Genomic DNA, 21,682 nt, shown 5'->3' with positions numbered 1-21,682 from the left:
GCTCATAATGCGTTGATATCTTGCCATTTTTCCAACTTACACGACGCCGTGGCGGCCGCGATCACGCGGTTGACGTCCAGCCCGTCTTGAAAGGTTGGCCAAATGGGTTTTCCGGTTTCAATCGCGGCAAGAAAATCCCGTGCCTCGATGATGATTTGATCTTGATATCCGGTGCCGTGGCCGGGGCCTTGGCAGAACGGCAAATAGTCAGGATGTGCGGGGCCGGTTAGGATTTTGCGAAACCCTCGCTCAGCCTCGGGATCTTCGGCACGATAAAGCCAAAGGGCATTCTGATCTTCTTGATCAAAACGGATCGCCCCTTTTGTCCCCGTAATTTCATAGGCATAGCCCATTTTTCGCCCCATCGCGATGCGCGAGAAATACATCTGCCCCATCGCGCCATTTTCAAAGCGGCACATCAATTGGCCGTGGTCGTCATTGGTAACCTCGCCGCCCGGGCGCGTTTTGTGAACGGTTTCAATTTCGGCCATGACACGGGTGATGGGGCCAAGCAACGCCAAAGCCGCGTTGATCATATGCGGGGCGAGGTCGCCCATTGTGCCGTTGGCTGCGCCGGTTGTACGCCAGGTTGCGGGCATATCGGGGTCTGCGTAAAAATCCTCGGTATGCTCGCCGCGAAACCAGGTGATGTCTCCGATTTCGCCGTCCGCAATCAGTTGGCGTGTGAACTGGCTTGCCGGGGTGCGGATATAGTTAAAGCCGACCATATTTGGCAGGCCAGAGGCCTCGGCTGCGGCAACCATCGCACGACTGTCATCAAGGGATGCGCCCAGAGGTTTTTCACAAAACACTGGCTTACCCAGCGCAAAGGCGGCCTCGGCCACAGCGCGGTGGGTTTCTTGCGGTGTGGCAATCACAATCGCCTCAACCTTTGGATCATTGACCAATACGCGCCAGTCATCGGTGGCCCGGTCGAATCCATAGGCCACCCGATACCGCTCTGCACTGTCGTTAGACGAGGCACAGATCATTTCCAAACGAGGGCGCAAAGCGGTGTTAAAGACAGCGCCAACAGCGGACATTGCGACCGAATGCGCCTTGCCCATGTAGCCCCCACCAAGGATGCCAATTCCGATTTGTCGCATCATATCGACCCCTCAAATTTGAAATACGGTTTGCAACCGGTTGCAAAACTTGTATCGTGGGAATCGAAATCTCGCAAGCTGCATTCGGTCTCCCGCCGAAAATTCCTAAAAGGTTCGCGCACACATGACGACAACACATGACACCATCCGCCTGACCACCGCCCAGGCAATAATCCGTTGGCTTTCCAACCAGTTCATCGAAATAGATGGGCAAGAAATGCGCCTGTGTGGCGGGGGTTTTGGCATCTTTGGGCACGGCAATGTGACCTGTCTGGGCGAGGCGTTGCACGGTGTGCAAGATGAGCTGCCTCTTTATCGTGGGCAGAATGAACAGAGCATGGGATTCGCCGCAGCAGGTTATGCAAAGCAATGGTTGCGCCAAAGATTTATGTTTTGCACTGCATCTGCGGGACCAGGCACATCAAACCTGATGACGGCCGCGGCGCTGGCCCATGCCAACCGTTTGCCAATGCTGCTTTTATGTGGCGATACGTTCCTGACCCGCCTGCCCGACCCGGTATTGCAGCAGATGGAGAACTTTAACGATCCGACCTTTGGCGTGAACGATGGGTTTAAACCTGTTGTGCGCTATTGGGATCGAATTTCCCATCCGGCGCAGGTGATCCAGTCCCTGCCCGCCGCCATTGCGACGATGCTGGACCCGGCGGATTGCGGCCCTGCGTTTCTTGGTCTGCCGCAGGATGTACAGGGTTGGACCTATGACTATCCAACCGCGTTTTTTGAGAAGAAAGTGCACCGCATTCGTCGGATCACTCCGGATGCCGACGAGATTGCCGATGCGGTTCGCGCCCTGTCTGGTGCCAAGCGCCCGATGATTATCGCAGGTGGCGGCGTGCAATATTCGCGCGCTGTAAAGGAACTGACGGCCTTTGCAGAAGCTCACCAAATTCCGGTCGTCGAAACCATCGCTGGGCGTGCAAATATGTTGGCGACGCACCCGCTAAATATCGGCCCCATCGGGGTCACCGGATCTGACAGTGCCAATGCAATCGCCGAAAGGGCGGATGTGATTGTGGCCGTGGGCACACGGCTGCAGGATTTCACCACGGGATCTTGGACGGCATTTGCACAAGACGCACAGTTCATTTCCATCAACGCCGCGCGCCATGACGCAGGCAAGCATATGTCGCTGCCGGTGGTTGGGGATGCCAAGCAGTCCTTGACGGCGTTGACTGCGGCTCTTGAATATTCCGGGCCGGCGTCTTGGGTGGCCGAAGCGCAAGGAGAGCGCACGAAATGGGATGCTTATGTGGCCGAAAATATCGCCCACGGCAATCGTCCGAATTCATATGCCCAAGCCATCGGAATGGTGAACGCCCTTTGTGATCCGCGCGACCGCGTGATTGCGGCCGCAGGCGGTTTGCCAGCCGAGGTGACCGCCAACTGGCGCACGCTCGATATCGGCACCGTTGATGTGGAGTTTGGCTTTTCCTGCATGGGGTATGAGATTGCTGGTGGTTGGGGCGCGCGCATTGCGCAGGCGGAGCAAGAACCAGATCAAGACACCATCATCTTTCTTGGCGATGGATCTTATATGATGTTGAATTCAGACATCTATTCGTCGGTTCTGAGCCGTAAGAAACTAATCATTCTGGTGCTGGACAACGGCGGGTTTGCGGTGATCAACAAGCTGCAAAACAACACAGGCAACGAAAGCTTCAACAACCTTCTGGCGGATTGCCCAACCATCCCGGAACCTTTCAGCGTGGACTTTGAAGCCCATGCCGCATCCCAAGGTGCAATTGCCGAAACAGTCTCTAATCCTGCCGAATTGGGCGAGGCCTTTACGCGGGCCAAAGCCTCTGACAAGACCCATGTGATTGTCATGAAGGTCGACCCCTATGAGGGCTGGACCACCGAAGGGCATACCTGGTGGGAGGTCGGCACCCCGCATATCACCGACAGCAACCGCGTGCGCGACGCCCATGTGGACTGGGAAGCCAGCCGCAGCAAGCAACGGAAGGGCGTCTGATGGTGATGGACGGCATTGCCAAGCGCAATTTTCTGGTGATCGGGCGTGTGGGCATGGATCTTTCGCCGGAACCTGCGGGCACACGGACACAGGATGCAACATCCATGATGGTGGCGATGGGCGGAAGCTCGGCCAATATCGCGGCAGGGTTGGTCAAATTCGGCTGTGACGCCGCCCTTGTGACATCGGTTTCCGATGATGCGGTGGGTTGGTATTGTGAAAATCAGCTGGATGCCTACGGCATTGATCGCACCCATGTAAAGCGGATCAAAGGCGAAGAGCGCACGTCGCTCGCCGTTTATGAAACCCGCGTGGACGAGCATCAATCGGTGATTTACCGCAACAATGCCGCCGACTTTCAAATGACCGTCGATGACGTGGAGGCGGTGGATTACAGCCAATTTGGCGCGTTGATCACGGCTGGTACGGTCTTTGCCGCGGAACCCTCCCGAACTGCTGCGTTCCGCGCCTTTGAACTGGCGCGTGCTGCGGGTTTGCCGATCATTTTTGATGTGGATTATCGCCCTTACAGCTGGCCTTCACCGCAGGTCGCACAGGATGTTTTGTCGCGCGCGGGGGCCTTGTCCGACGTCATTGTTGGCAATGATGAAGAATTTGGTTTCATGGCCGGCGATATCTCGTATGGCCTTGATAAAGCACGGGAACTCGCGACTTCCAGCGCCGCCATTGTCGTCTATAAAATGGGCGCGGAAGGGGCCATGACCTTTGCAAATGGGCAAGAGCTGCGTACCGGAATTTTTCCGGTAGACGCGGTGAAACCCACCGGTGCTGGCGACAGTTTCATGGCCGGCTTTCTCGCCGCGCTGTCCAAAGATCACCTGATGAAAGACGCCGTTTTGCGCGGGTCGGCTTGTGCGTCAATTGTTGTCGCGCAACCCGGCTGCGCCCCCGCCATGCCCAACACCGCCGAGCTTGAGGCCTTTTTGGCCTCGCATCCCGGCCCCACAAATTGCTGAAAGGATACGCACATGCATATCGCGCCCCATGACAACCAAAACAAACCCATCGTCGATGTTGATCACGATCTGGTGCCGTTGAATTACTTTAACATCATCAAGCTGAAGAAGGGCGAGGTGTTTGAATACGCCGTGCCCGGCTATGAAACCTGCATTGTGCCGGCAACGGGCACGGTTGATGTCGATGTGGACGGCGCGAAATATGATCGCCTTGGCACGCGGACCGAAGATGTCTGGGACGGCGAACCCGAAGGGGTTTACGTGCCGGTTGGGGCCAAAGTGCGGATCACCTGTCTGACCGATGCGACCGAAACCTTCATTGCGGGTGCAAAATACGACAAGGTGCTTGAGCCGTTTGACGTACGCGAAGCCGAGATTGATTTGGTGCAATACGGGTCAGATGACACGAAAACTCACCGCAAAATCAAGCACATCCTTGGCACGAAATATCACGACAAAGTCGGCCGCTTGTTGGTCAGCGAGCTGTTTACCGTGGGCGAAGGCGGTTGGTCCGGCTTCCCATCCCACAAACATGACACTGATCGTTTGCCCGATGAAACCCGCCATGATGAGACATATAACTTCCGGTTCAAACCAAACTATGGGTCGGGCGTTCAGATGTTGCAGCGCGAAGACAATGAGCCCGGCGATGCCTATCACATCATGGATGGATCAACGATTATGATCGACAAAGGCTATCACCCTTGCGCAGTTTTGCCCGGGTATCAGATGTATTATTTCACCATCCTTGGCGGTCTTAGCCAGCGGTCGTTGAAGCAGTATTTCCAGCCGACACATGAGGCCCAGCTTCACACAATTCCCGGTATCATGGATATGGTGGCAAAGTTCAAATGACCCTTGTGACATTGAAGGATGTGCTTCAGCCCGCGCTGAAGAATGGATACGCTGTGGCCGGTCTTGTCACGCTTGGATGGGAAGAAATGCGCGCCTATGTGGCGGCGGCGGAGGCCGAAAATTGCCCGGTGATTTTACAAGCTGGGCCATCGTGCCGGGACCACACGCCCCTGCCTATTTTGGGCAAGATGTTTCGCCATTTGGCGGAAGCGGCAAGCGTGCCGGTCGTGGCCCATCTCGACCACGGGTATACAGTAGAGGATTGCCGGATCGCCATCGACAGCGGCTTTACCTCGGTTATGTTTGACGGATCACGCAAACCACTTTCTGAGAACATCACAGAGACCGCGGCCATTGTCGAAATGGCACACGCCGCCGGTGTATCTTGCGAGGGCGAGATTGGTTTTGTTGGCTACTCTGGCGGCGAAGGTTCTGCCGGAACCAATCCAGACGAAGCCGCACAGTTTGCACGCGAAACCGGGGTGGACGCCATGGCAATCTCGGTTGGCAACGTGCATTTGCAACAAGACAAAGAGGGTGGCTTGGACATGGACCGCATCCGCGCAATCGAGGCTGTGACCGAGGTGCCTTTGGTCATTCACGGCGGCTCTGGCGTGCCGGTGGAACAGCGCTCCGCCTTGGCGCGTGGGTCAAAAGTGTGCAAATTCAACATCGGGACCGAATTGCGTATGGCCTTTGGTCACGCGCTGCGCGAGGCGGTCAATCATGACCCATCTCGGTTTGATCGGGTACAGATCCTAAAAGAAACTCATGATCCTGTGGTCACCGCGACACGACAGGTTTTACGCGCATTCAAGGGGGCATAACATGCTGAAAATTGGACTTTTAGGATGTGGTCGCATTGGCCAGGTCCATGCCCGTAGCATCGGTCAAATCGAAGGGGCCATGGTCACCGCCGTCGCAGATGCCTTTCCAGATCCTGCACAGGCTTTGGCAGCAAAAACCGGCGCCGATGTGATGACGCCCGACGCGCTTATTGCGAGTGAAAAAGTGGATGCGGTGGTCATTGGCACCCCAACCGACACCCATTATGACTTGATCCACGCGGCGGCACGCGCGGGGAAAGCGATCTTTTGTGAAAAGCCCGTAGACATGTCCGCCGATCGTATTCGCGATTGCATCAAAGTGGTCGAGGCCGCAAATGTCCCCTTTCTAACCGCATTCAACCGTCGCTTTGACCCGAATTTCGCCAATGTTCATTCACGTCTTACAACAGGTGAGATTGGCGCTGTGGAAATCGTGACCATCTTGTCACGCGACCCAACACCGCCACCAGTCAGCTACATCAAAAGCTCGGGCGGGCTGTTTCGTGACATGATGATTCATGACCTGGATATGGCCCGGTTCTTGCTTGGTGAGGAACCAATCACTGTTTATGCGGTTGGCTCGGCCTTGGTGGACCCCGAAATTGGCACGGCGGGCGACGTCGATACCGCGGCTGTCACGCTGACCACCGCATCTGGGAAGATTTGCCAAATCTCCAACTCGCGACGGGCCAGTTACGGGTACGACCAGCGGATTGAGGTCCATGGTGCTAATGGGATGTTGCGCGCCGAAAATATGTTGGAAAACACAGTGGAAGTGGCCACCGCGACCGGGTTTCGCAAAGCAGCGGCGCAGAATTTTTTCCTGGAACGCTACGAGGCGGCCTACCGGGCCGAGATGCTGCATTTTGTAGCGGCAGTAAGTGGCGATCAACCTGTTTCGCCCAGCATTCAGGATGGGTTGCGCGCGCAAGTTTTGGCAGATGCGGCAGCACGGTCTTTGGCAGAAGGTCGCCCCGTCTCGGTTGGGTGATGCCCCAAAAAATGCGCGCGGCTATGTTCCGGCGAGGCCGCGCGATGAAACGACAATTCCTGGGTGAACACGATCAACGGTCTGAAACTTAAATCGCCACGGTTGATCTGATTTCCCTGACAAAACGAATGACAGAAATCAGGTTGAAGTGGTCGCCTTACGCGGTCGGTTGTAAAATGCGCATCGGGGTGCTGGCATCGTCTTTTTGTGTTGAATTGAGCAGCCGCGCGCCAATGGCGACCGGCGATAGATCTGGCCCCAACCCCCTTTGGTCACGATGAAATCACGCGATTGCGTCTTACGTTCAAGCGGAGTTGACCCACATAACGATAGCAAAAGTCGCGTTTTTAGTGTATGCTGGTTTTCAAAGGTGTAAAATTTAATAGCATCATATCAATGGCTTGATACTTTTCGCGACGCGTGTTTGCGAACCTGATCGCTGTTGGCTTTCATTCCCCCGGCCGGATTTGCTGTGGGGCCCACCCTTCCCGCGTGACAACAATGGCACGCCCGAAGGTGTCATTTGGTTAAGGAGGAACCCCAAAAGGAGGTAGGTGTCAAATGGACGACATTGTCGAGCTTTTTGCCGAGCAATATGCAGAAACCCGCGAGCGGGAGATGTCATTGCAAGACTATTTGAACGGGTGCAAATCGGACCCATCAATGTATGCCAACGTCGCAGAACGTATGCTTCGGGCGATTGGTGAAGAAGAGCAGGTGGATACGTCAAAAGATCCTAGGCTCGGGTTGATTTTCCAAAATCGAACCATCAAACGCTATGCTGCCTTTATAGATTTTTATGGGATGGAAGACACGATTGAACGGATCGTGGGGTACTTCCGTTATGCCGCGCAAGGCTTGGAAGAACGCAAACAGATCCTCTATCTTTTAGGGCCCGTTGGGGGCGGGAAATCTTCAATTGCAGAGCGATTGAAGCGCTTGTGCGAAGATCAGCCAATTTATGTGCTGAAAGCCGGTGATACGATCAGCCCGACCTTTGAAAGCCCGCTGGGCCTGTTTGATCCTGTGCGCATGGGGGAGGTGTTGGAACAGGAATATGGAATTTCGCGGCACCGCCTACCTGGTCTGATGTCGCCATGGGCCGTGAAGCGGCTTGATGACTTCAAAGGTGACATTTCCAAGTTTACGGTGGTGGAAATGAAGCCCTCGCGTCTGCGCCGGATCTGTATTGCCAAGGTCGAACCGGGGGATGAAAACAATCAGGACATTTCCACATTGGTCGGCAAGGTGGACATCCGCCAATTGGAGCATTTCAGCCAAGACCATCCCGACGCCTATTCATTTTCTGGTGGGCTCAATCGTACCAGCCAGGGCATCATGGAATTTGTCGAGATGTTCAAGGCGCCGATCAAGATGCTGCATCCGCTGCTCACCGCCACGCAGGAAGGCAATTACATGGGCACGGAAAGCTTTGGCGCGATCCCGTTCCAAGGGTTGATCCTCGCCCATTCCAATGAAAGCGAATGGCAGCAGTTCAAGAACAACAAAAACAACGAAGCCTTTATTGATCGCGTGTCGATCATCAAGGTGCCCTATTGCCTGCGTGTGACGGAAGAGGCTGAAATTTATCACAAACTTCTGGAGCATAGCGAGTTGAAAGAGGCGCCCTGCGCGCCAGAAACGCTTAAGATCCTCGCGCGGTTTTCTGTGCTGTCACGGCTGGTGCCACATGAAAACTCCAACCTCTTTTCCAAGCTGCGGGTCTATGATGGCGAAACCCTGAAGGACAGCGATCCCAAAGCGAAAACTTCGCAGGAATACCAAGACCATGCGGGCGTGGATGAAGGCATGACCGGGGTCTCGACCCGTTTTGCCTTTAAGGTGCTGTCCAATGTGTTCAATTATGACACAGAAGAGGTCGCCGCCGATCCGGTGCATCTGATGTATCTGTTGGAACAGATGATCAAACGCGAACAATTCCCGAAAGAGACCGAGGCGAAATATCTTGAGTTTATCAAGACCGAACTCGCGCCGCGGTATGAGGATTTCATCGGCAATGAGATTCAGAAAGCTTACCTCGAAAGCTATACCGAATACGGGCAAAACGTGTTTGACCGGTATATCGCCTATGCGGACGCCTGGATCGAGGAACAGGATTATAAAGATCCCGACACCGGCCAGCTTTACAATCGCGAAATCCTCGATGGGGAACTGTCGAAAATCGAAAAACCAGCGGGCATTTCCAACCCCAAGGATTTCCGCAACGAGATCGTGAAATTTGCCCTGCGCCACCGCGCCAACACCGGGAAAAACCCGCATTGGTCGTCGTATGAAAAACTGCGCGACGTGATTGAAAAACACATGTTCAGCCAAGTCGAAGAGCTGTTGCCGGTGATCAGCTTCGGGTCGAAAAAAGACAGCGACACCGAAGGCAAACACATGGAGTTTGTCGAGCGGATGGAAAAACACGGCTATACCCGCCGTCAGGTCCGCCGTCTGGTGGAATGGTACATGAGGGTGAACAAAGCCGGATAGGCAGGGGGTCGTTATGCGACATTTCATTGACCGCCGCCAAAATCCAAAGGGCAAAAGCCTTGGCAATCGCCAACGGTTCTTGCGCCGGGCGCGGCATCATATCAAGGATATGGTCGATAAATCGGTACAGGAGAAATCCATCAAGGATGGTGGATCCGTGCCGACAGGCGAACGGATTACCATCCCCACCAAAGGCATTGGCGAGCCACGTTTCGTACATTCCAACCAAGGTGGATTTCGCGAACGTATCTTTCCCGGCAACAAAGAATTTGTGGTGGGCGACAGTTTCCCCCGTCCAAAATCTGGCGCCGGGGAAGGGGGCCGCAAGGCGTCGGACAGTGGCGAGGGCGAAGATGGGTTTACCTTCAGCCTGACCCGAGAGGAGTATTTGCATATCTTGTTCGACGGGCTGGAACTGCCCGACATGATTAAGAAAAATACATTTGAAACTGAAACCAAAGCGACCCGTCGGGCCGGGCTGACCACGGCGGGATCCCCCAACAACCTCAACCTCGTACGCACGATGCGCAACTCGCTTGGGCGACGCATTGCCCTAAGGCGCCCATCAACGGACGAGCTTGCCACATTGGCCGCCGATATCGAGGCGCTGGAAGAAGAGGGTGCCCCCACGGCACGGGACAAAAAACGACTTGAGGAGCTGCGCACGGCCTTCGCCGCCCTCGAGCGCAAGCGCAAGATTGTCGGTTATATTGACCCTCTTGACCTGCGCTTTGATACGCATGTCCCTGTGATGACCCGGAATTCCAAGGCTGTTGTGTTTTGCTTGATGGATGTCTCAGGCTCGATGCAGGAGCGTGAAAAGGACCTTGCGCGGCGGTTTTTCCTGTTGCTCAACCTGTTTCTGGAACGCGCTTATGATCAGTCTGATGTCGTGTTCATTCGGCACACCCATCACGCACAAGAGGTGGATGAAGAGACATTTTTCTACGCCCGCGAAACCGGCGGCACCATTGTCAGCACGGCCCTTTTGGAAATGCAAAAGATCATCGAGGACCGGTACCCAACGGATGAGTGGAACATCTATGCCGCGCAAGCGTCGGATGGTGAAAATTTTGGCAAGGACTCGCTGAAATGCGAGGAACTGCTCAATGATGTCATCCTGCCGATCTGTCAGTATTTCGCCTATGTCGAGATCATGCCGACAGGGACCAGGGACGCAATGAATGACACAGACACGGGCGGTGATCTGTGGGATTCCTATGTGAATGTGAATGCCATCTGGCCCAGTTTTGAAATGCTGCGCGTGTCGGAACCCGCGCATATTTACCCCATGTTCCGCAGATTATTTTCCATCAAGGGGGCTGAAAAATGACCGCAAAAATCGCTACTCAGCCGTTGTTTGACACATCCGACTGGACCTTTGAGTTGATGAACACGGTGCATGACGCCATCGAAGAGATCGCGCTTGGGGATCTTGGGTTAGATGTCTATCCGAACCAGATCGAGATCATCTCGGCCGAACAAATGCTCGACGCCTATTCCTGCGCAGGGTTGCCATTGATGTATCAGCACTGGTCATTTGGCAAACATTTTGTCCGCGACGAGACCCATTATCGCAAAGGCCACATGGGTCTGGCCTATGAAATCGTCATTAATTCAAACCCCTGCATCAGCTATAATATGGAAGAGAACACCATGGCAATGCAGACCCTTGTGATGGCGCATGCGGCTTTCGGGCATAATCATTTCTTCAAAAACAACTATCTATTCCGTGACTGGACCGATGCCGATGGGGTGCAAGATTACCTATCATTTGCCAAGAATTTTATTTCGGATTGTGAGGAGCGATACGGTGTGGATGAGGTCGAGCAGGTCATTGACGCCGCCCATGCGCTGCGCGATCAGGGTGTGTTTCGGTATGGTCGACCGCCCAAACCAACGCGCCAAGAAATCGAAGCCATCCGCCTGCAACGCGAAGGCTATGTGCGCGAAAGAAAGCTGTTGGATATCTGGACCGATGCAAGGCTGGGCGAAGGAAAAGAGCCCGCGACAGCTGAGGACTTGGCCCTAAACAATCGGTTGGCCGCGATGAATTTACCGCAGGAAAATATCCTCTACTTTCTTGAAAAACACAGCCCCGTTCTGGCGCCCTGGCAGTCCGAAATTCTACGGATCGTACGCTATATGGCACAGTATCTTTACCCACAAAAACAGACAAAAGTCATGAACGAAGGTTGTGCGACCTTCACCCATTACTACATCATTAACCAACTTTATGAAAAAGGACTGATCACCCAAGGCGCCTATATGGAAATGTTCCATTCCCATACAAATGTGATCTTGCAGCCCGAATTTGACGACCCGCGCTTTTCCGGGTTGAACCCTTATGCGCTTGGGTTTGCAATGATGATGGACATCAAGCGGATCTGCGAACACCCAACAGACGAGGACCGCGAGTGGTTTCCGAATTTTGCAGGCGATCCCGATTGGCGCAGTGTTTTAAAAGACGCTTGGGCCAATTATCGCGACGAGAGCTTTATTCTCCAGTTCCTCTCGCCCCACCTGATCCGCCAGTTCAAACTGTTTGTCATCGCCGATGACGCCAAGCAGCCAAACCTTGAAGTCAGCCACATCCACAACCGTCGGGGGTACCGCGAGATCCGCCGCGTGCTCGCACGCTCTTATGACTTGGCCTATCTTGAACCAGATATTCAAGTTCGTGACGCCGATCTGAAAGGTGACCGTGAATTGCAACTTTTGCATACGATCAGCAATGGGATTGATCTGGTCGATGACAGCCGGACCGAAGTGCTGAAACATGTACGCAAATTGTGGGGGTACGACGTCAGCCTGAAAGGTGTCGATCGGGTGAGTGGAGCAGAACTTTATGCGCGCACCACCAAAAAACCCAAGGTGTTTGAAGGGTAAGTTACGCCAGTGTGTCACCAATCAATGTGGTGGGCGTTCCGTCTTAAACCTGTGTTTCAAGGTGATCACGAAACATTTAGTAATCGCGCTCGAAAAACACTCCCAGCTTGCTGTCACCATCAGAACCGACGCTGCCGCGCGCCGTCAACGACGGGGACAGGTTCAGGTTCAAATTGATTTCGCTGGTGCCGTCAGAACCCACGGTCACGTCAGTGTAAACATTTTCCGAGATGTATTTCCCCGCCTTAACCGTGGCCACGCCATCGGCATCGGTGCTGACGTCCAAATCATCCAGGCCAAATGATCCACGCAATTTGCTGACGATCCCCTCGCCGCCTTTGCCCGCCAAGCTGCGCACCGCGGCCGCCATGCGCAAGGCTTGAACGGCAGAAATCTCGGTAATATCCCGGCCAAACAACAGCAGAGCCAAAACTTCATCCTGCGGACGTTCCGGGTCGGACGTAAACGACACCTCGGGGGAAGAGGCCGGGCCATCGACATTGATATAGACCTGTGCCTCTTCAGCCGTGCTTTCAGCCTTAAAATGTAAATAGGGGTCGAAACCGCCCTGTAAACGAACCTGCCCTTCGGTCAGCGACAGCCGTTTGCCCAGTATGTCCAAACGGCCCCGAACCAAGTTGAATTGGCCTTGCGGGACAATATCTGTACTGCTGCCGGTAAGCCGCAATTCCCCGCCCAGTTCCGCATCCAACCCACGGCCCCGCACAAATATCTGACCCGGCGTATGAAGGCGAATATCAATGGGATAGGCAAGCGTGGGTCCGCTCGCGCTGGTGTCCACAATCAACCCGGCAAATCGACGGGTCTGTTGCACGGCTCGCGGCTCATTCACATGCGACAGGCTCTCCATGATGGGCAAACTGCTTGGTGTCGCCTCGGGGACGCGAATTTCTGTTGGGCCTAGGGAAAGATCTGCGACCATTCTGGCCCCCCCAGCCAAGGGCCCACGCAACGCGGCGGTGCCGTCCAACGTGGTCTCAAAAAGATTGCCGTCTGACAGGTGCAAGGCGCGCGCCGAAATCTGCAAATCACTCTCGTATGGGGCGGACAAATTAAGTGGACCTGTAATAGATATATTGCCGCCTTCTCGCACCGATGCCGCGACGTCAATTTGCGCGCGTCCACCGGCAAGTTGCGCTGTGATCCCATCAATATCAAACGCCAGATGTCGGGCTGGCAAGACCAAGCGGCCTGACGAAACCTGTACTCCGCCCGCGAATGACGACAAGGCCAAGGGCCCATCAAGAACAAGGTCGAACGCCGCCTGCCCGCTGAGCAATCTGGGGCGGATAAGTGGATTGATCAATTCCAGATGTGCCGATCCAGACAGTGCCAAATTTGCGCGGGAGCCATCCGACAGCACATCGCCGTTGACGCGTATATTCGCCCCGCCTGGACCTTCGGCATTGACAGAAACCTGCCAGATTTCATCTTGCAACACCGCGGTGCCATCCGCACGCGCAGACCCATTTACCCCGCTCGCCACCACACCCAAATCACGCAGGGATCCGGCGAATGACAGCCGATTGACAGAGCCATCGGACTGGCCGGTTGCCGTCAGGGACACTTCATTGGTGGTCAGCTTCAAGTCATCCAACAGCACAGGGGTATTCACCCCGCGATGTAATTTGGCGGTGAGGGTGCTTGGCCCAGCGATCAACGGATCAAGCGCCGGTTGCCCCACGACCAAATCGCGACCAGATCCCTCAACCGAGGCCGTGAATTGCCCGTCCGCCAGGGACATTTCACCTTTTGCCGCGATATCCAGCGCACCAGAAACTTGCGCCCCAGCCAGCGCGCGATAGGGCGCGAGTGACGCTATTTTCGCACGAAGCTCTCCTTGAACCGTATCGGCTTTTCCGCCATCGGTTTGCACGGTCCCATTTGCCGTGAATTGGCTGTCCCCCGGTGCCGCACCGTCAAGCTCAACTGTCCAAATCTGACCTTGCTGCTGCACCAACCCCGACACATCAACAGGCCCCAGCAAGCCCGGATCAACCACGGAGGTGTCGTGAATTTTAAGGCGAAACTCCGCTTGGCTGGCATCTGTTTTTAAAGTGGCTGCCAGGGTGGCCTCTGCGGCATCTGTGCGAATGGCAAACTGGGGAATACGCGTGCCGATTTCATCACGAACAATATCCAGATCAAGTGTGCTGACCCCGGAAATAAGCGGGTCAAAACGAGGTTGGCCAACGGAAACCCCCTGCCCCTGCCCCCCCATGTGCAGGTCGAATGCGCCACCCAAAAGATTAGCTACGCCGGACATTCTCACGCGCAATGCACCCGATAGATCTGTTCCAACAAGCGGGGCAAAACGCGCCAAATTATCCGCGCTTAAGGTCAAAGCATCTTGGGTTTCGACGTTGATACCAGATTTGAGCGCATCCGCCCGAACAGCGCCGGTCAAGCGATAATCTGCGCCCGTCAGGTTAATTTCGGACACGCTTAACGGGTCATCTTCTTGCCAAGAAAAGCCTAGTTCACCGGACAGATCCGTACCGATCGCCATTGCCAAAGCCTCATCAGCCGGCACGATACCCGACGCAGACAAACCTACATCGCCGGTCACTTGCCCGATCGCAGTACCTTCGCCACGCGACAGCGTGCCAGATGCAACAATTTTGGCCTCTTGCAACGTGAAATCATCCCGCGCGAGGGTGGAAATCAACGCTTCCGCGCGCCATTCTTCTCCCGCCGCATAATCATAGTGCAACGCGATATCTGCGCTGTTCACCGCAGTTTTTTCACCAGAAAAAGGCAGCAACACCGCATTGCCCGATGGGTCGCCCAATCGGCCTGTCAGCGCAAAAGCCTCTGGCCAGCCCCCCGCCGAGAGGGACAACCGCCCGGAAAGCGCCAAAGCATCTGTTGTAACCCTCAGTTCTTCAAGCGTCAGTGCGCCGTTTTCCTGCCGTACGCCATTGGCAGTTAGCGATACGTCATCGCCAAAGAAATCACGGTATTCTGGCAAAAATACCGGTGCGATATCCCCGGAAATAGACGCCCTAAAGCGCTGATCCGAGGCGGTATTTTCTGTTGGATCTGGTTCGCCCCCCAGCAAAAACACCTGCCCGGTCAACCGCTCTTTCCCGTCGGTTGCAAGGGCAATATCCGCCTTGAAATTCTGCACAGGTCCGGCCCCGGCGGCGTTTAACTTTGTCGATGGACGCCCCGGAAGACCAAGCAAATTGGCGGCAATCCCATCAGGGCCTTCTTCCAGGTTGAGTGCCAAATCCAGCATCTTGTCTGTGTTGGAATAGGCCCCTTTCAGCGACAACACCCCCTTGGGGCCATCCGTCCGTGTGATGGTGACATCAGCAGATGCCTTACCACCATTCAGATGCGCCTCACCTTGTAAGGATAGACTTGCGGCGGCGCCCATGACCGGCGCGCCAATCTCCACCCGATCTGCCCGGATTTTTGCGATGTCGATCGACACTGGCAGCTCTGGAAATGAAAACCCGCCCGCTTCTGGCGCGGGGGCACCACTGACCGCGAGGGGGCGGCGCGGCAAAAGGATCTCTCGCGCGCTCAGCACATCAATGTCGATCCGTCCACTCAGCAACGCGGACCGGCTCCAACTCAGTTCAACACCATTTAAGGTAAGCCAAATTCCCGCTTCATCCGCGATGGTGATTTGCTCGATCGTGGCCTTCGAACTAAGCGCCCCCGCAAAACCGATAATTCGGATATCGCGGCCAAGATCAGAGAGGTTGTCTTCGAGAAACGCTTGGATATAGCCCCGATCGTCCAGATCTTCGCGCGCCTGTTGCGCCCCCGAAAGGGTGGGTAAAAGAAATGCGGTGACACAGATCACGAGGGTTAGAAACCGGTTCAAAACGCTTGTCCAATTCCAAGATATATTTGCACGCCACTCCCGGTGTCACCCGAAACAGGCCCAGCCACATCAAGTCGCAACGGACCGATGGGCGTTTGATAGCGCAACCCCATCCCGGCGCCCACTTGCCAATCGCCCGCACCCGCAAGGATGCCCGTGTCACCAATATGACCTGCGTCCACAAACCCCACCACACCGATCGTGTCAGTGATTGCCGCACGCAGCTCCGCCGAGAGGGCGACATAGCCGTGCCCACCGGTGAGGTTGCCGCCCCCGGCATCTACGCCAAGAGATTGATAAGGATGCCCGCGCACGGAATTACCACCGCCGGAATAAAACAGATAATCCGGGGGAATGTCGCTGGTATTTCCGGCCAGCACAGTGCCGATCTGCACCCGCGCGGCGAGAACATATTTCCCCCCACCAAAGCCGCGGTAGACCCGCCCATCGGCCAAGCCCCACGCCCCCACCCCGCCCGTATCAAGCGAGATAAACGGCGTAACCTTTCCGCGCAGATAAAACCCATTTGTCGGGTTCAATGCATTGTCGCGCCGATCCCAAGTAAGGACCCCGGGCAAGGTGGCCAAGAAAAAGCGGCGCTCGCCCAGATAATCCGTGGTTTCAGAATAGCGCAGCCCAAAGCCGAGTTCGCCCTCGAGGGTCTTCGAAAAAATGCGTGTCACGCCAGCGCCGATATCCGCACTGCGCGAAATATATCCCGGCTCGTCCTCATACGCGAGGCCACCATATAGAAATCCGCCCGTATCAGGCCCAAAGGTCGCTGGCTGATCCAGGCGCACGCCAAGCCGATAGTCGATGCCGCCATGCTGTCCGCCAATTCCCGCGACTTCGCCGTCAACGCGGAACCTTTCTGCGCCACCCAGAAAATTCCGGTGCATCCAAAACCCAGACACGGTGAGACCCTCAAGCGACGACAATTCTGCCCCGACGCCAAAGCGACGTGGTTTTGCATCCACCAGTGCCAGATCAATATCCAACGTGTCGCCCGGCCCCAAATGTGCGGCCTCGGTCATGGAAACAGATGAAAATGCGCCGGTGCGACGTAGACGTTTGGCCACAGTTTCAAGGGTATCTGGCGAAAACTGTGCCCCTTTTGGCAAACCCGCGATGCGTTGAATGCGGCTTGCACGCACCATGCTGTCGGTCGTCAGGCGCAACGCGCCAAACCGAACTTTTGGCCCCGGCGTCAAATACAGAAAGGCAGAAAGGACCCGATTGGCATGATTTGCGGAGATTTTCTGCCCCGTAACAGCGACTTTCGCATGACCGGCATCCCGCCAGTCTGCAACAGACCCGTCCGCCGCTTGTTGCACCAACTCGCTACGCGCAATTTCGCCTGATCTGAATCCCTTGGGCAACGTAGATCCCGGTGCGAGCGGGTCAACCTTGGTTGTGCCAAAGCGAAAAACTGGGCCTGGCGTCACAGAAATCGCAATCGTATTGATCGTACTGGGTTCTGAGAACGGCGGGATGGCGCCCGCTTCGCGCCCGTCCACACGTATCTGTACAACGCCGCTGTAATACCCATTTGCATAGAGTGTTTCTGTCAAGCGACCGTAGTCAGCCAAGGCCGCAGCAAACACCTCACGCGGGGCGGTGACATCTCGGGATTTGACCGATTGCACCAGCGAGGCGGCTTTCAGATCGGATTTCAGCGCCTCGTCCACGCCAGAGACGTTAAAGGTAACCCGTTCCAATGCGAGTGCGGGTGTTCCCAGCCCCCCCACAAACGCGGAGACGCAAAGGATTAGGTGAAGAAAAGCGTAAACTGTCCGCGTCACTCGCAGGATCCTTGCCGGGACGAAAGGTTGGCGTTGCCCTAAGCTAACCCGATCGGCAAAGACCTGCCACCATCATTCCAAACACAACTCATCACTTCGGCAAAATATCGCTTTGGCTCAGCCCAATCGCGCCCCGTCTTTGTCGAAATAATAGGCCTTATCGGCAGCAAACCCCAACTTGACCTCGTCCCCCTCGCTTACATCATGTTGACCAAACAGACGCGCAGTCACCTGATGTGGGCCAATGTTGGCGATGACATTGGTGTCGCCACCCAAATGTTCCACATGGCCAACTTTCGCATCGAAGGCCCCCATATCGTCAAGCTGGAGATCCTCAGGCCGCACACCCAGTGTCCGCATGTCCCCTTCAGCCAGCAAATCCGCCGGCAGAAAATTCATCGCGGGCGATCCCAGAAACCCGGCGACAAACTGATTTGCGGGGTTGTTGTACAGTTCCATCGGGCTACCGATCTGCTCCACGCGACCGTCACGCAAAACCACAATTTTATCGGCCAGGGTCATCGCTTCGGTTTGGTCATGGGTGACATAAATCATCGAGGCCGCCAGTTGACGATGCAACGCGGCGATTTCAATCCGGGTGTTCATCCGCAAAGCAGCGTCGAGGTTAGACAGGGGTTCATCAAACAAAAACAGCTTGGGCTGGCGCACAATCGCACGCCCAATCGCCACACGCTGACGCTGTCCGCCGGACAACTCGGATGGGAAGCGGTCAAGGTAATCGCCAAGGTCAAGCATCCGGCTGGCCTCTTCGACCCGCGCGTCAATCACCTCTTTGGATTGCTTTTCCTGCTTAAGCGCCAAGGTCATATTTTTGCGCACATTCAGGTGCGGATAAAGCGCATAGCTTTGGAACACCATCGCAATACCGCGTTTTGAGGGAGGGGTCAGATTGACCTGATCGTCGCCAATGCGGATCTCGCCTGAACTTGCGTCTTCCAGCCCGGCAATCACCCGAAGCAAGGTTGATTTTCCGCAACCCGATGGGCCAACGAACACGACAAATTCACCCTCTTCCACCTCAATATCAATGTCTTTCAACACATGGACGGAGCCAAAGGATTTGTTCACTTTTGTCAGGGTCAAGGCGGTCATATCGTGTCCTTTTTCAAACGAGCAGCCAAAGAAACCGGCTGGCCGGTGCGAATGCTTTCATCGGCTGCCAGACAAATGGCGAGCGACTGAACCGCGTCTTGCATATGGCGGGTCAGGTCGAGGTTTTCAGTGATGGCGCGCAACATGTAAGCCTGCTCTGCGTCACATAATTCTTGGTGTCCGGGTTCATCGGGCAGCGCAATGCGTGTGTCACCATCCGGGCGATGCACGAGCAACCCGCCCACTTTGGTATGGCCATCCACGTCAGACGACGAAGCCTTGCCCTCTTCGACAATCGACACGGATCCGGCAGGCGACACAACGTCTTTTACAAAAAACGCAGTTTCCGACATCATCGGACCCCAGCCAGCTTCGTACCAGCCCACAGATCCATCCTCAAACGTCACCTGAAACTGGCCGTAATTGTACATATCCGGTGCAATTTCATCAGACAGGCGCAGGCCCATTCCATTGACGCTGACAGGCTTGGCGTCGGTGATTTGGCACCAGACATCCACGTAATGCACACCGCAATCGACGATCGGTGACGTGGTTTGCATCAACGCTTTGTGGGTTTCCCACGCCGCTCCCGCGCTTTGTTGGTTCAGGTTCATGCGAAACACATAAGGTCCGCCAAGTGCACGGGCCTCTTCGATCAGCCGCACCCAGCTGGGATGATGGCGCAGGATGTATCCCACCACCAGTTTTCGGCCGGTTTCTTGGGCTGTGGCCACCACGCGCGCGGCATCAGACACGGTGGTCGCCAGTGGTTTTTCCACAAAAACATGTGCCCCCGCTGTCATCGCCGCCACCGCATAATCCGCGTGACTATCCGAATAGGTGGCGATGACAACGAGGTCCGGCTGAGTGGTGGTCAGCGCCTCTTGAAAATCGGTAAAGACGGGATATGCGGCCAGATCACGGTGATCCACGCGGCCTGAACGGTTGACCAGCCCCACGACCTCGGCACCTTTGTCGCGGTGGTGCGCAAGCGCATGGGACAGACCCATATTGCCCAGACCTGCGATCAGAACACGGATCATTTCACCGCCCCAGATGTGATACCGCGGATCAGTTGACGTGAGAAAATCACGTAAAGAACCAGCACCGGAAGGATGGCCATCGACAGCGCCGACAACACCGCGTTCCAATCAGTGACAAACTGGCCGATGAACACTTGGCTGCCAAGGGTCAGGGTTTTGACCTCTTCGGATGGTGCCAAAATCAGCGGAAACCACAGATCATTCCAAATCGGGATCATATTAAAGACCGCAACCGTCGCCATCGCCGGGCGCACCAGCGGCAGAACCAGTTTGAAAAAGATCGTGTATTCCGACAACCCGTCGATGCGGCCCGCATTCTTAAGATCATCACTCACCTGTCGCATGAACTCTGACAGGATGAACACCGCAAGCGGAAGACCCTGCGCGGTATAAACCAAGATCAGCGCCCACAGCGTATTCACCAGACCGGTCTGCACCATAAGTTCAAGGATCGCCACGGTGCCGATGCGGATCGGGATCATAATCCCAAGCGCCAGATACAGCCCCATAATCGTGTTGCCCTTAAACCGGTATTCCGACAGCGCAAAGGCGGCCATAGCCCCAAACAGCAGCACAAAGAAAAGCGAGGCGACCGTCACGATGAACGAGTTTTGGAAGTAGAGGAAAAAATCCCCCTGCTTTAGCACAGTTTGATAGCCGATCAGCGAAAAACTATCCGCATCCGGCAGCGCCAAAGGCTCGCGAAAGATCTTTTTGCGTGTCTTGAAGCTGTTGATAAGGATCACAAAAACTGGGAACAGCGCGATCAAAGTATAGGTGATCAACGCGCCGTGCATGGCGATTGTGTTTAACGGGTTTGTGCGGGCTTGGGCGGAAGAATTGCTCATGATCTGATCCTCACATCTGATACCGGCGCATCCGGGTCTGGATACCAAAGAGGTACAGGCTGACCCCAACCAAAATGATGAAGAACATGGCCCCGGCGATGGCGGACCCCATGTGCGGATCCCCAAGCTGAAGCTGGAAGCCAAAGAACGTCCGGTACATAAATGTGCCCAAAATATCCGTCGAATACGCAGGCCCCGCCAGCGCACCTTGAGAGGCGTAAATCAGGTCAAACGCATTGAAATTGCCCACAAATGTCAGGATTGAGATGATCCCGATCGAGGGCAGAATCAACGGCAGTTTGATTTTCCAGAAGGACGAAACGCCGGTGATGCCGTCTATTTCGCCCGCTTCCAAAATCTCTTCTGGGATCGACAGGAGTGCAGCGTAAATCAACATCATCGGGATGCCCACAAATTGCCAGACAGAGATCAGCGCAAGCGTGGTCAGCGCGTATTCTTCTTTGCCCAACCACGGCGCAAATAGGGATTTCAGACCAACCGCATCCAGCATGTTGGGGGCGATGCCCCAAATGGGCGACAGGATCAATTTCCATGCAAAACCCACGATCACAAAGCTCAGGATTGTGGGGATGAAAATGGCGGACCTATACAGTGCGGCGAAACGCAATCGCGGATGGCTCAGGATGGCCGCCAAGGCCACGCCGATGGGGTTTTGCACCAGCATATGCACGATGAAAAACCAGAAATTATTGCCCAAGGCATTCCAGAATTGTTCAGACCAAATGGGATCGAAGAACAAGGTGCGAAAGTTCGCCAGCCCCACAAAGATGCGTTCTTGATCGACCTTTGAATAAAGCGCCAAACGCAATGTGTTGAACAGCGGATAGATCATCACCGCCGTATAAACCAGCACCGATGGGGC

Annotated in this window: 15 protein-coding genes; 8 read left to right on the top strand and 7 right to left on the bottom strand. The window is 55.3% G+C overall.

Going from position 1 to position 21,682, the window contains the following annotated elements; translation table 11 throughout:
- Positions 1-2: 2 nt before the first annotated feature.
- A complete protein-coding gene (locus KKW20_RS14775) occupies positions 3-1,106 on the bottom strand; it encodes a Gfo/Idh/MocA family protein (RefSeq protein WP_214568796.1) in 1,104 nt (367 codons plus the stop codon).
- Positions 1,107-1,230: 124 nt separating this feature from the next.
- Between KKW20_RS14775 and iolD the strand changes: the two genes are divergently transcribed.
- From iolD to KKW20_RS14735, 8 genes are all read left to right on the top strand, one after another.
- Positions 1,231-3,099 carry a 3D-(3,5/4)-trihydroxycyclohexane-1,2-dione acylhydrolase (decyclizing) gene (gene iolD, locus KKW20_RS14770; RefSeq protein WP_214568680.1) on the top strand — a complete coding sequence of 623 codons (1,869 nt, stop codon included), beginning with the start codon at positions 1,231-1,233 and terminating at the stop codon, positions 3,097-3,099.
- The gene (gene iolC / locus KKW20_RS14765; protein ID WP_214568679.1) at positions 3,099-4,076 is read left to right on the top strand and encodes a 5-dehydro-2-deoxygluconokinase; all 978 of its coding nucleotides are present in this window, start codon (positions 3,099-3,101) and stop codon (positions 4,074-4,076) included. The genes iolD and iolC overlap by 1 nt, the downstream gene beginning before the upstream one ends.
- Positions 4,077-4,088: 12 nt before the next feature.
- Positions 4,089-4,931 carry a 5-deoxy-glucuronate isomerase gene (locus KKW20_RS14760; protein WP_214568678.1) on the top strand — a complete coding sequence of 281 codons (843 nt, stop codon included), beginning with the start codon at positions 4,089-4,091 and terminating at the stop codon, positions 4,929-4,931.
- On the top strand, positions 4,928-5,758 hold the full coding sequence (locus tag KKW20_RS14755; RefSeq protein WP_214568677.1) for a class II fructose-bisphosphate aldolase: 831 nt from the start codon (positions 4,928-4,930) through the stop codon (positions 5,756-5,758). The genes KKW20_RS14760 and KKW20_RS14755 overlap by 4 nt, the downstream gene beginning before the upstream one ends.
- 1 nt (position 5,759) lies before the next feature.
- A complete protein-coding gene (gene iolG / locus KKW20_RS14750; protein WP_214568676.1) occupies positions 5,760-6,749 on the top strand; it encodes an inositol 2-dehydrogenase in 990 nt (329 codons plus the stop codon).
- Between the two features lie 561 nt (positions 6,750-7,310).
- Positions 7,311-9,245, top strand: a complete 1,935-nt coding sequence (locus tag KKW20_RS14745) for a PrkA family serine protein kinase (protein ID WP_214568675.1) — start codon at positions 7,311-7,313, stop codon at positions 9,243-9,245.
- Between the two features lie 13 nt (positions 9,246-9,258).
- Positions 9,259-10,578: a YeaH/YhbH family protein gene (locus KKW20_RS14740; protein ID WP_214568674.1), complete on the top strand. Its 1,320-nt coding sequence runs from the start codon at positions 9,259-9,261 to the stop codon at positions 10,576-10,578.
- Complete coding sequence (locus KKW20_RS14735) at positions 10,575-12,134, top strand: SpoVR family protein (RefSeq protein ID WP_214568673.1); 1,560 nt, start codon at positions 10,575-10,577, stop codon at positions 12,132-12,134. The genes KKW20_RS14740 and KKW20_RS14735 overlap by 4 nt, the downstream gene beginning before the upstream one ends.
- A gap of 76 nt (positions 12,135-12,210) precedes the next feature.
- Here KKW20_RS14735 and KKW20_RS16665 read toward each other — a convergent pair whose 3' ends face one another.
- The 6 genes from KKW20_RS16665 to KKW20_RS14705 form a co-directional block, all read right to left on the bottom strand.
- Positions 12,211-15,972: a translocation/assembly module TamB domain-containing protein gene (locus tag KKW20_RS16665; RefSeq protein WP_214568672.1), complete on the bottom strand. Its 3,762-nt coding sequence runs from the start codon at positions 15,970-15,972 to the stop codon at positions 12,211-12,213.
- Positions 15,973-15,989: 17 nt separating this feature from the next.
- Positions 15,990-17,795, bottom strand: a complete 1,806-nt coding sequence (locus KKW20_RS14725) for an autotransporter assembly complex protein TamA (protein ID WP_343207601.1) — start codon at positions 17,793-17,795, stop codon at positions 15,990-15,992.
- Between the two features lie 117 nt (positions 17,796-17,912).
- Entirely contained in the window at positions 17,913-18,908 is a 996-nt protein-coding gene (locus KKW20_RS14720; RefSeq protein ID WP_214568671.1) for an ABC transporter ATP-binding protein, read from the bottom strand.
- Positions 18,905-19,951 (bottom strand): Gfo/Idh/MocA family protein, encoded by a 1,047-nt coding sequence (locus KKW20_RS14715; protein WP_214568670.1) that lies wholly within the window; start codon positions 19,949-19,951, stop codon positions 18,905-18,907. Before KKW20_RS14715 ends, KKW20_RS14720 begins: the two co-directional genes overlap by 4 nt.
- Complete coding sequence (locus KKW20_RS14710; protein ID WP_214568669.1) at positions 19,948-20,799, bottom strand: carbohydrate ABC transporter permease; 852 nt, start codon at positions 20,797-20,799, stop codon at positions 19,948-19,950. The genes KKW20_RS14715 and KKW20_RS14710 overlap by 4 nt, the downstream gene beginning before the upstream one ends.
- Positions 20,800-20,809: 10 nt before the next feature.
- Positions 20,810-21,682 (bottom strand): carbohydrate ABC transporter permease (locus KKW20_RS14705; RefSeq protein WP_214568668.1); only part of this gene is annotated, 873 nt, incomplete at its 5' end.

The organism is Aliiroseovarius lamellibrachiae, assembly GCF_018599245.1.
GTDB lineage: Bacteria > Pseudomonadota > Alphaproteobacteria > Rhodobacterales > Rhodobacteraceae > Aliiroseovarius > Aliiroseovarius lamellibrachiae.
This window is presented reverse-complemented; position numbering and strand designations above follow the sequence as displayed.

What these genes read in the sequence shown, in the direction of transcription:
- KKW20_RS14755 (WP_214568677.1), top strand. Translation starts at nt 4,928, where the DNA reads ATGACCCTTGTGACATTGAAGGATGTGCTTCAGCCCGCGCTGAAGAAT.
- iolC (WP_214568679.1), top strand. Translation starts at nt 3,099, where the DNA reads ATGGTGATGGACGGCATTGCCAAGCGCAATTTTCTGGTGATCGGGCGT.
- iolG (WP_214568676.1), top strand. Translation starts at nt 5,760, where the DNA reads ATGCTGAAAATTGGACTTTTAGGATGTGGTCGCATTGGCCAGGTCCAT.
- KKW20_RS14740 (WP_214568674.1), top strand. Translation starts at nt 9,259, where the DNA reads ATGCGACATTTCATTGACCGCCGCCAAAATCCAAAGGGCAAAAGCCTT.
- KKW20_RS14715 (WP_214568670.1), bottom strand. Translation starts at nt 19,951, where the DNA reads ATGATCCGTGTTCTGATCGCAGGTCTGGGCAATATGGGTCTGTCCCAT.
- KKW20_RS14720 (WP_214568671.1), bottom strand. Translation starts at nt 18,908, where the DNA reads ATGACCGCCTTGACCCTGACAAAAGTGAACAAATCCTTTGGCTCCGTC.
- KKW20_RS14745 (WP_214568675.1), top strand. Translation starts at nt 7,311, where the DNA reads ATGGACGACATTGTCGAGCTTTTTGCCGAGCAATATGCAGAAACCCGC.
- KKW20_RS14760 (WP_214568678.1), top strand. Translation starts at nt 4,089, where the DNA reads ATGCATATCGCGCCCCATGACAACCAAAACAAACCCATCGTCGATGTT.
- KKW20_RS14775 (WP_214568796.1), bottom strand. Translation starts at nt 1,106, where the DNA reads ATGCGACAAATCGGAATTGGCATCCTTGGTGGGGGCTACATGGGCAAG.
- KKW20_RS14710 (WP_214568669.1), bottom strand. Translation starts at nt 20,799, where the DNA reads ATGAGCAATTCTTCCGCCCAAGCCCGCACAAACCCGTTAAACACAATC.
- iolD (WP_214568680.1), top strand. Translation starts at nt 1,231, where the DNA reads ATGACGACAACACATGACACCATCCGCCTGACCACCGCCCAGGCAATA.
- KKW20_RS14735 (WP_214568673.1), top strand. Translation starts at nt 10,575, where the DNA reads ATGACCGCAAAAATCGCTACTCAGCCGTTGTTTGACACATCCGACTGG.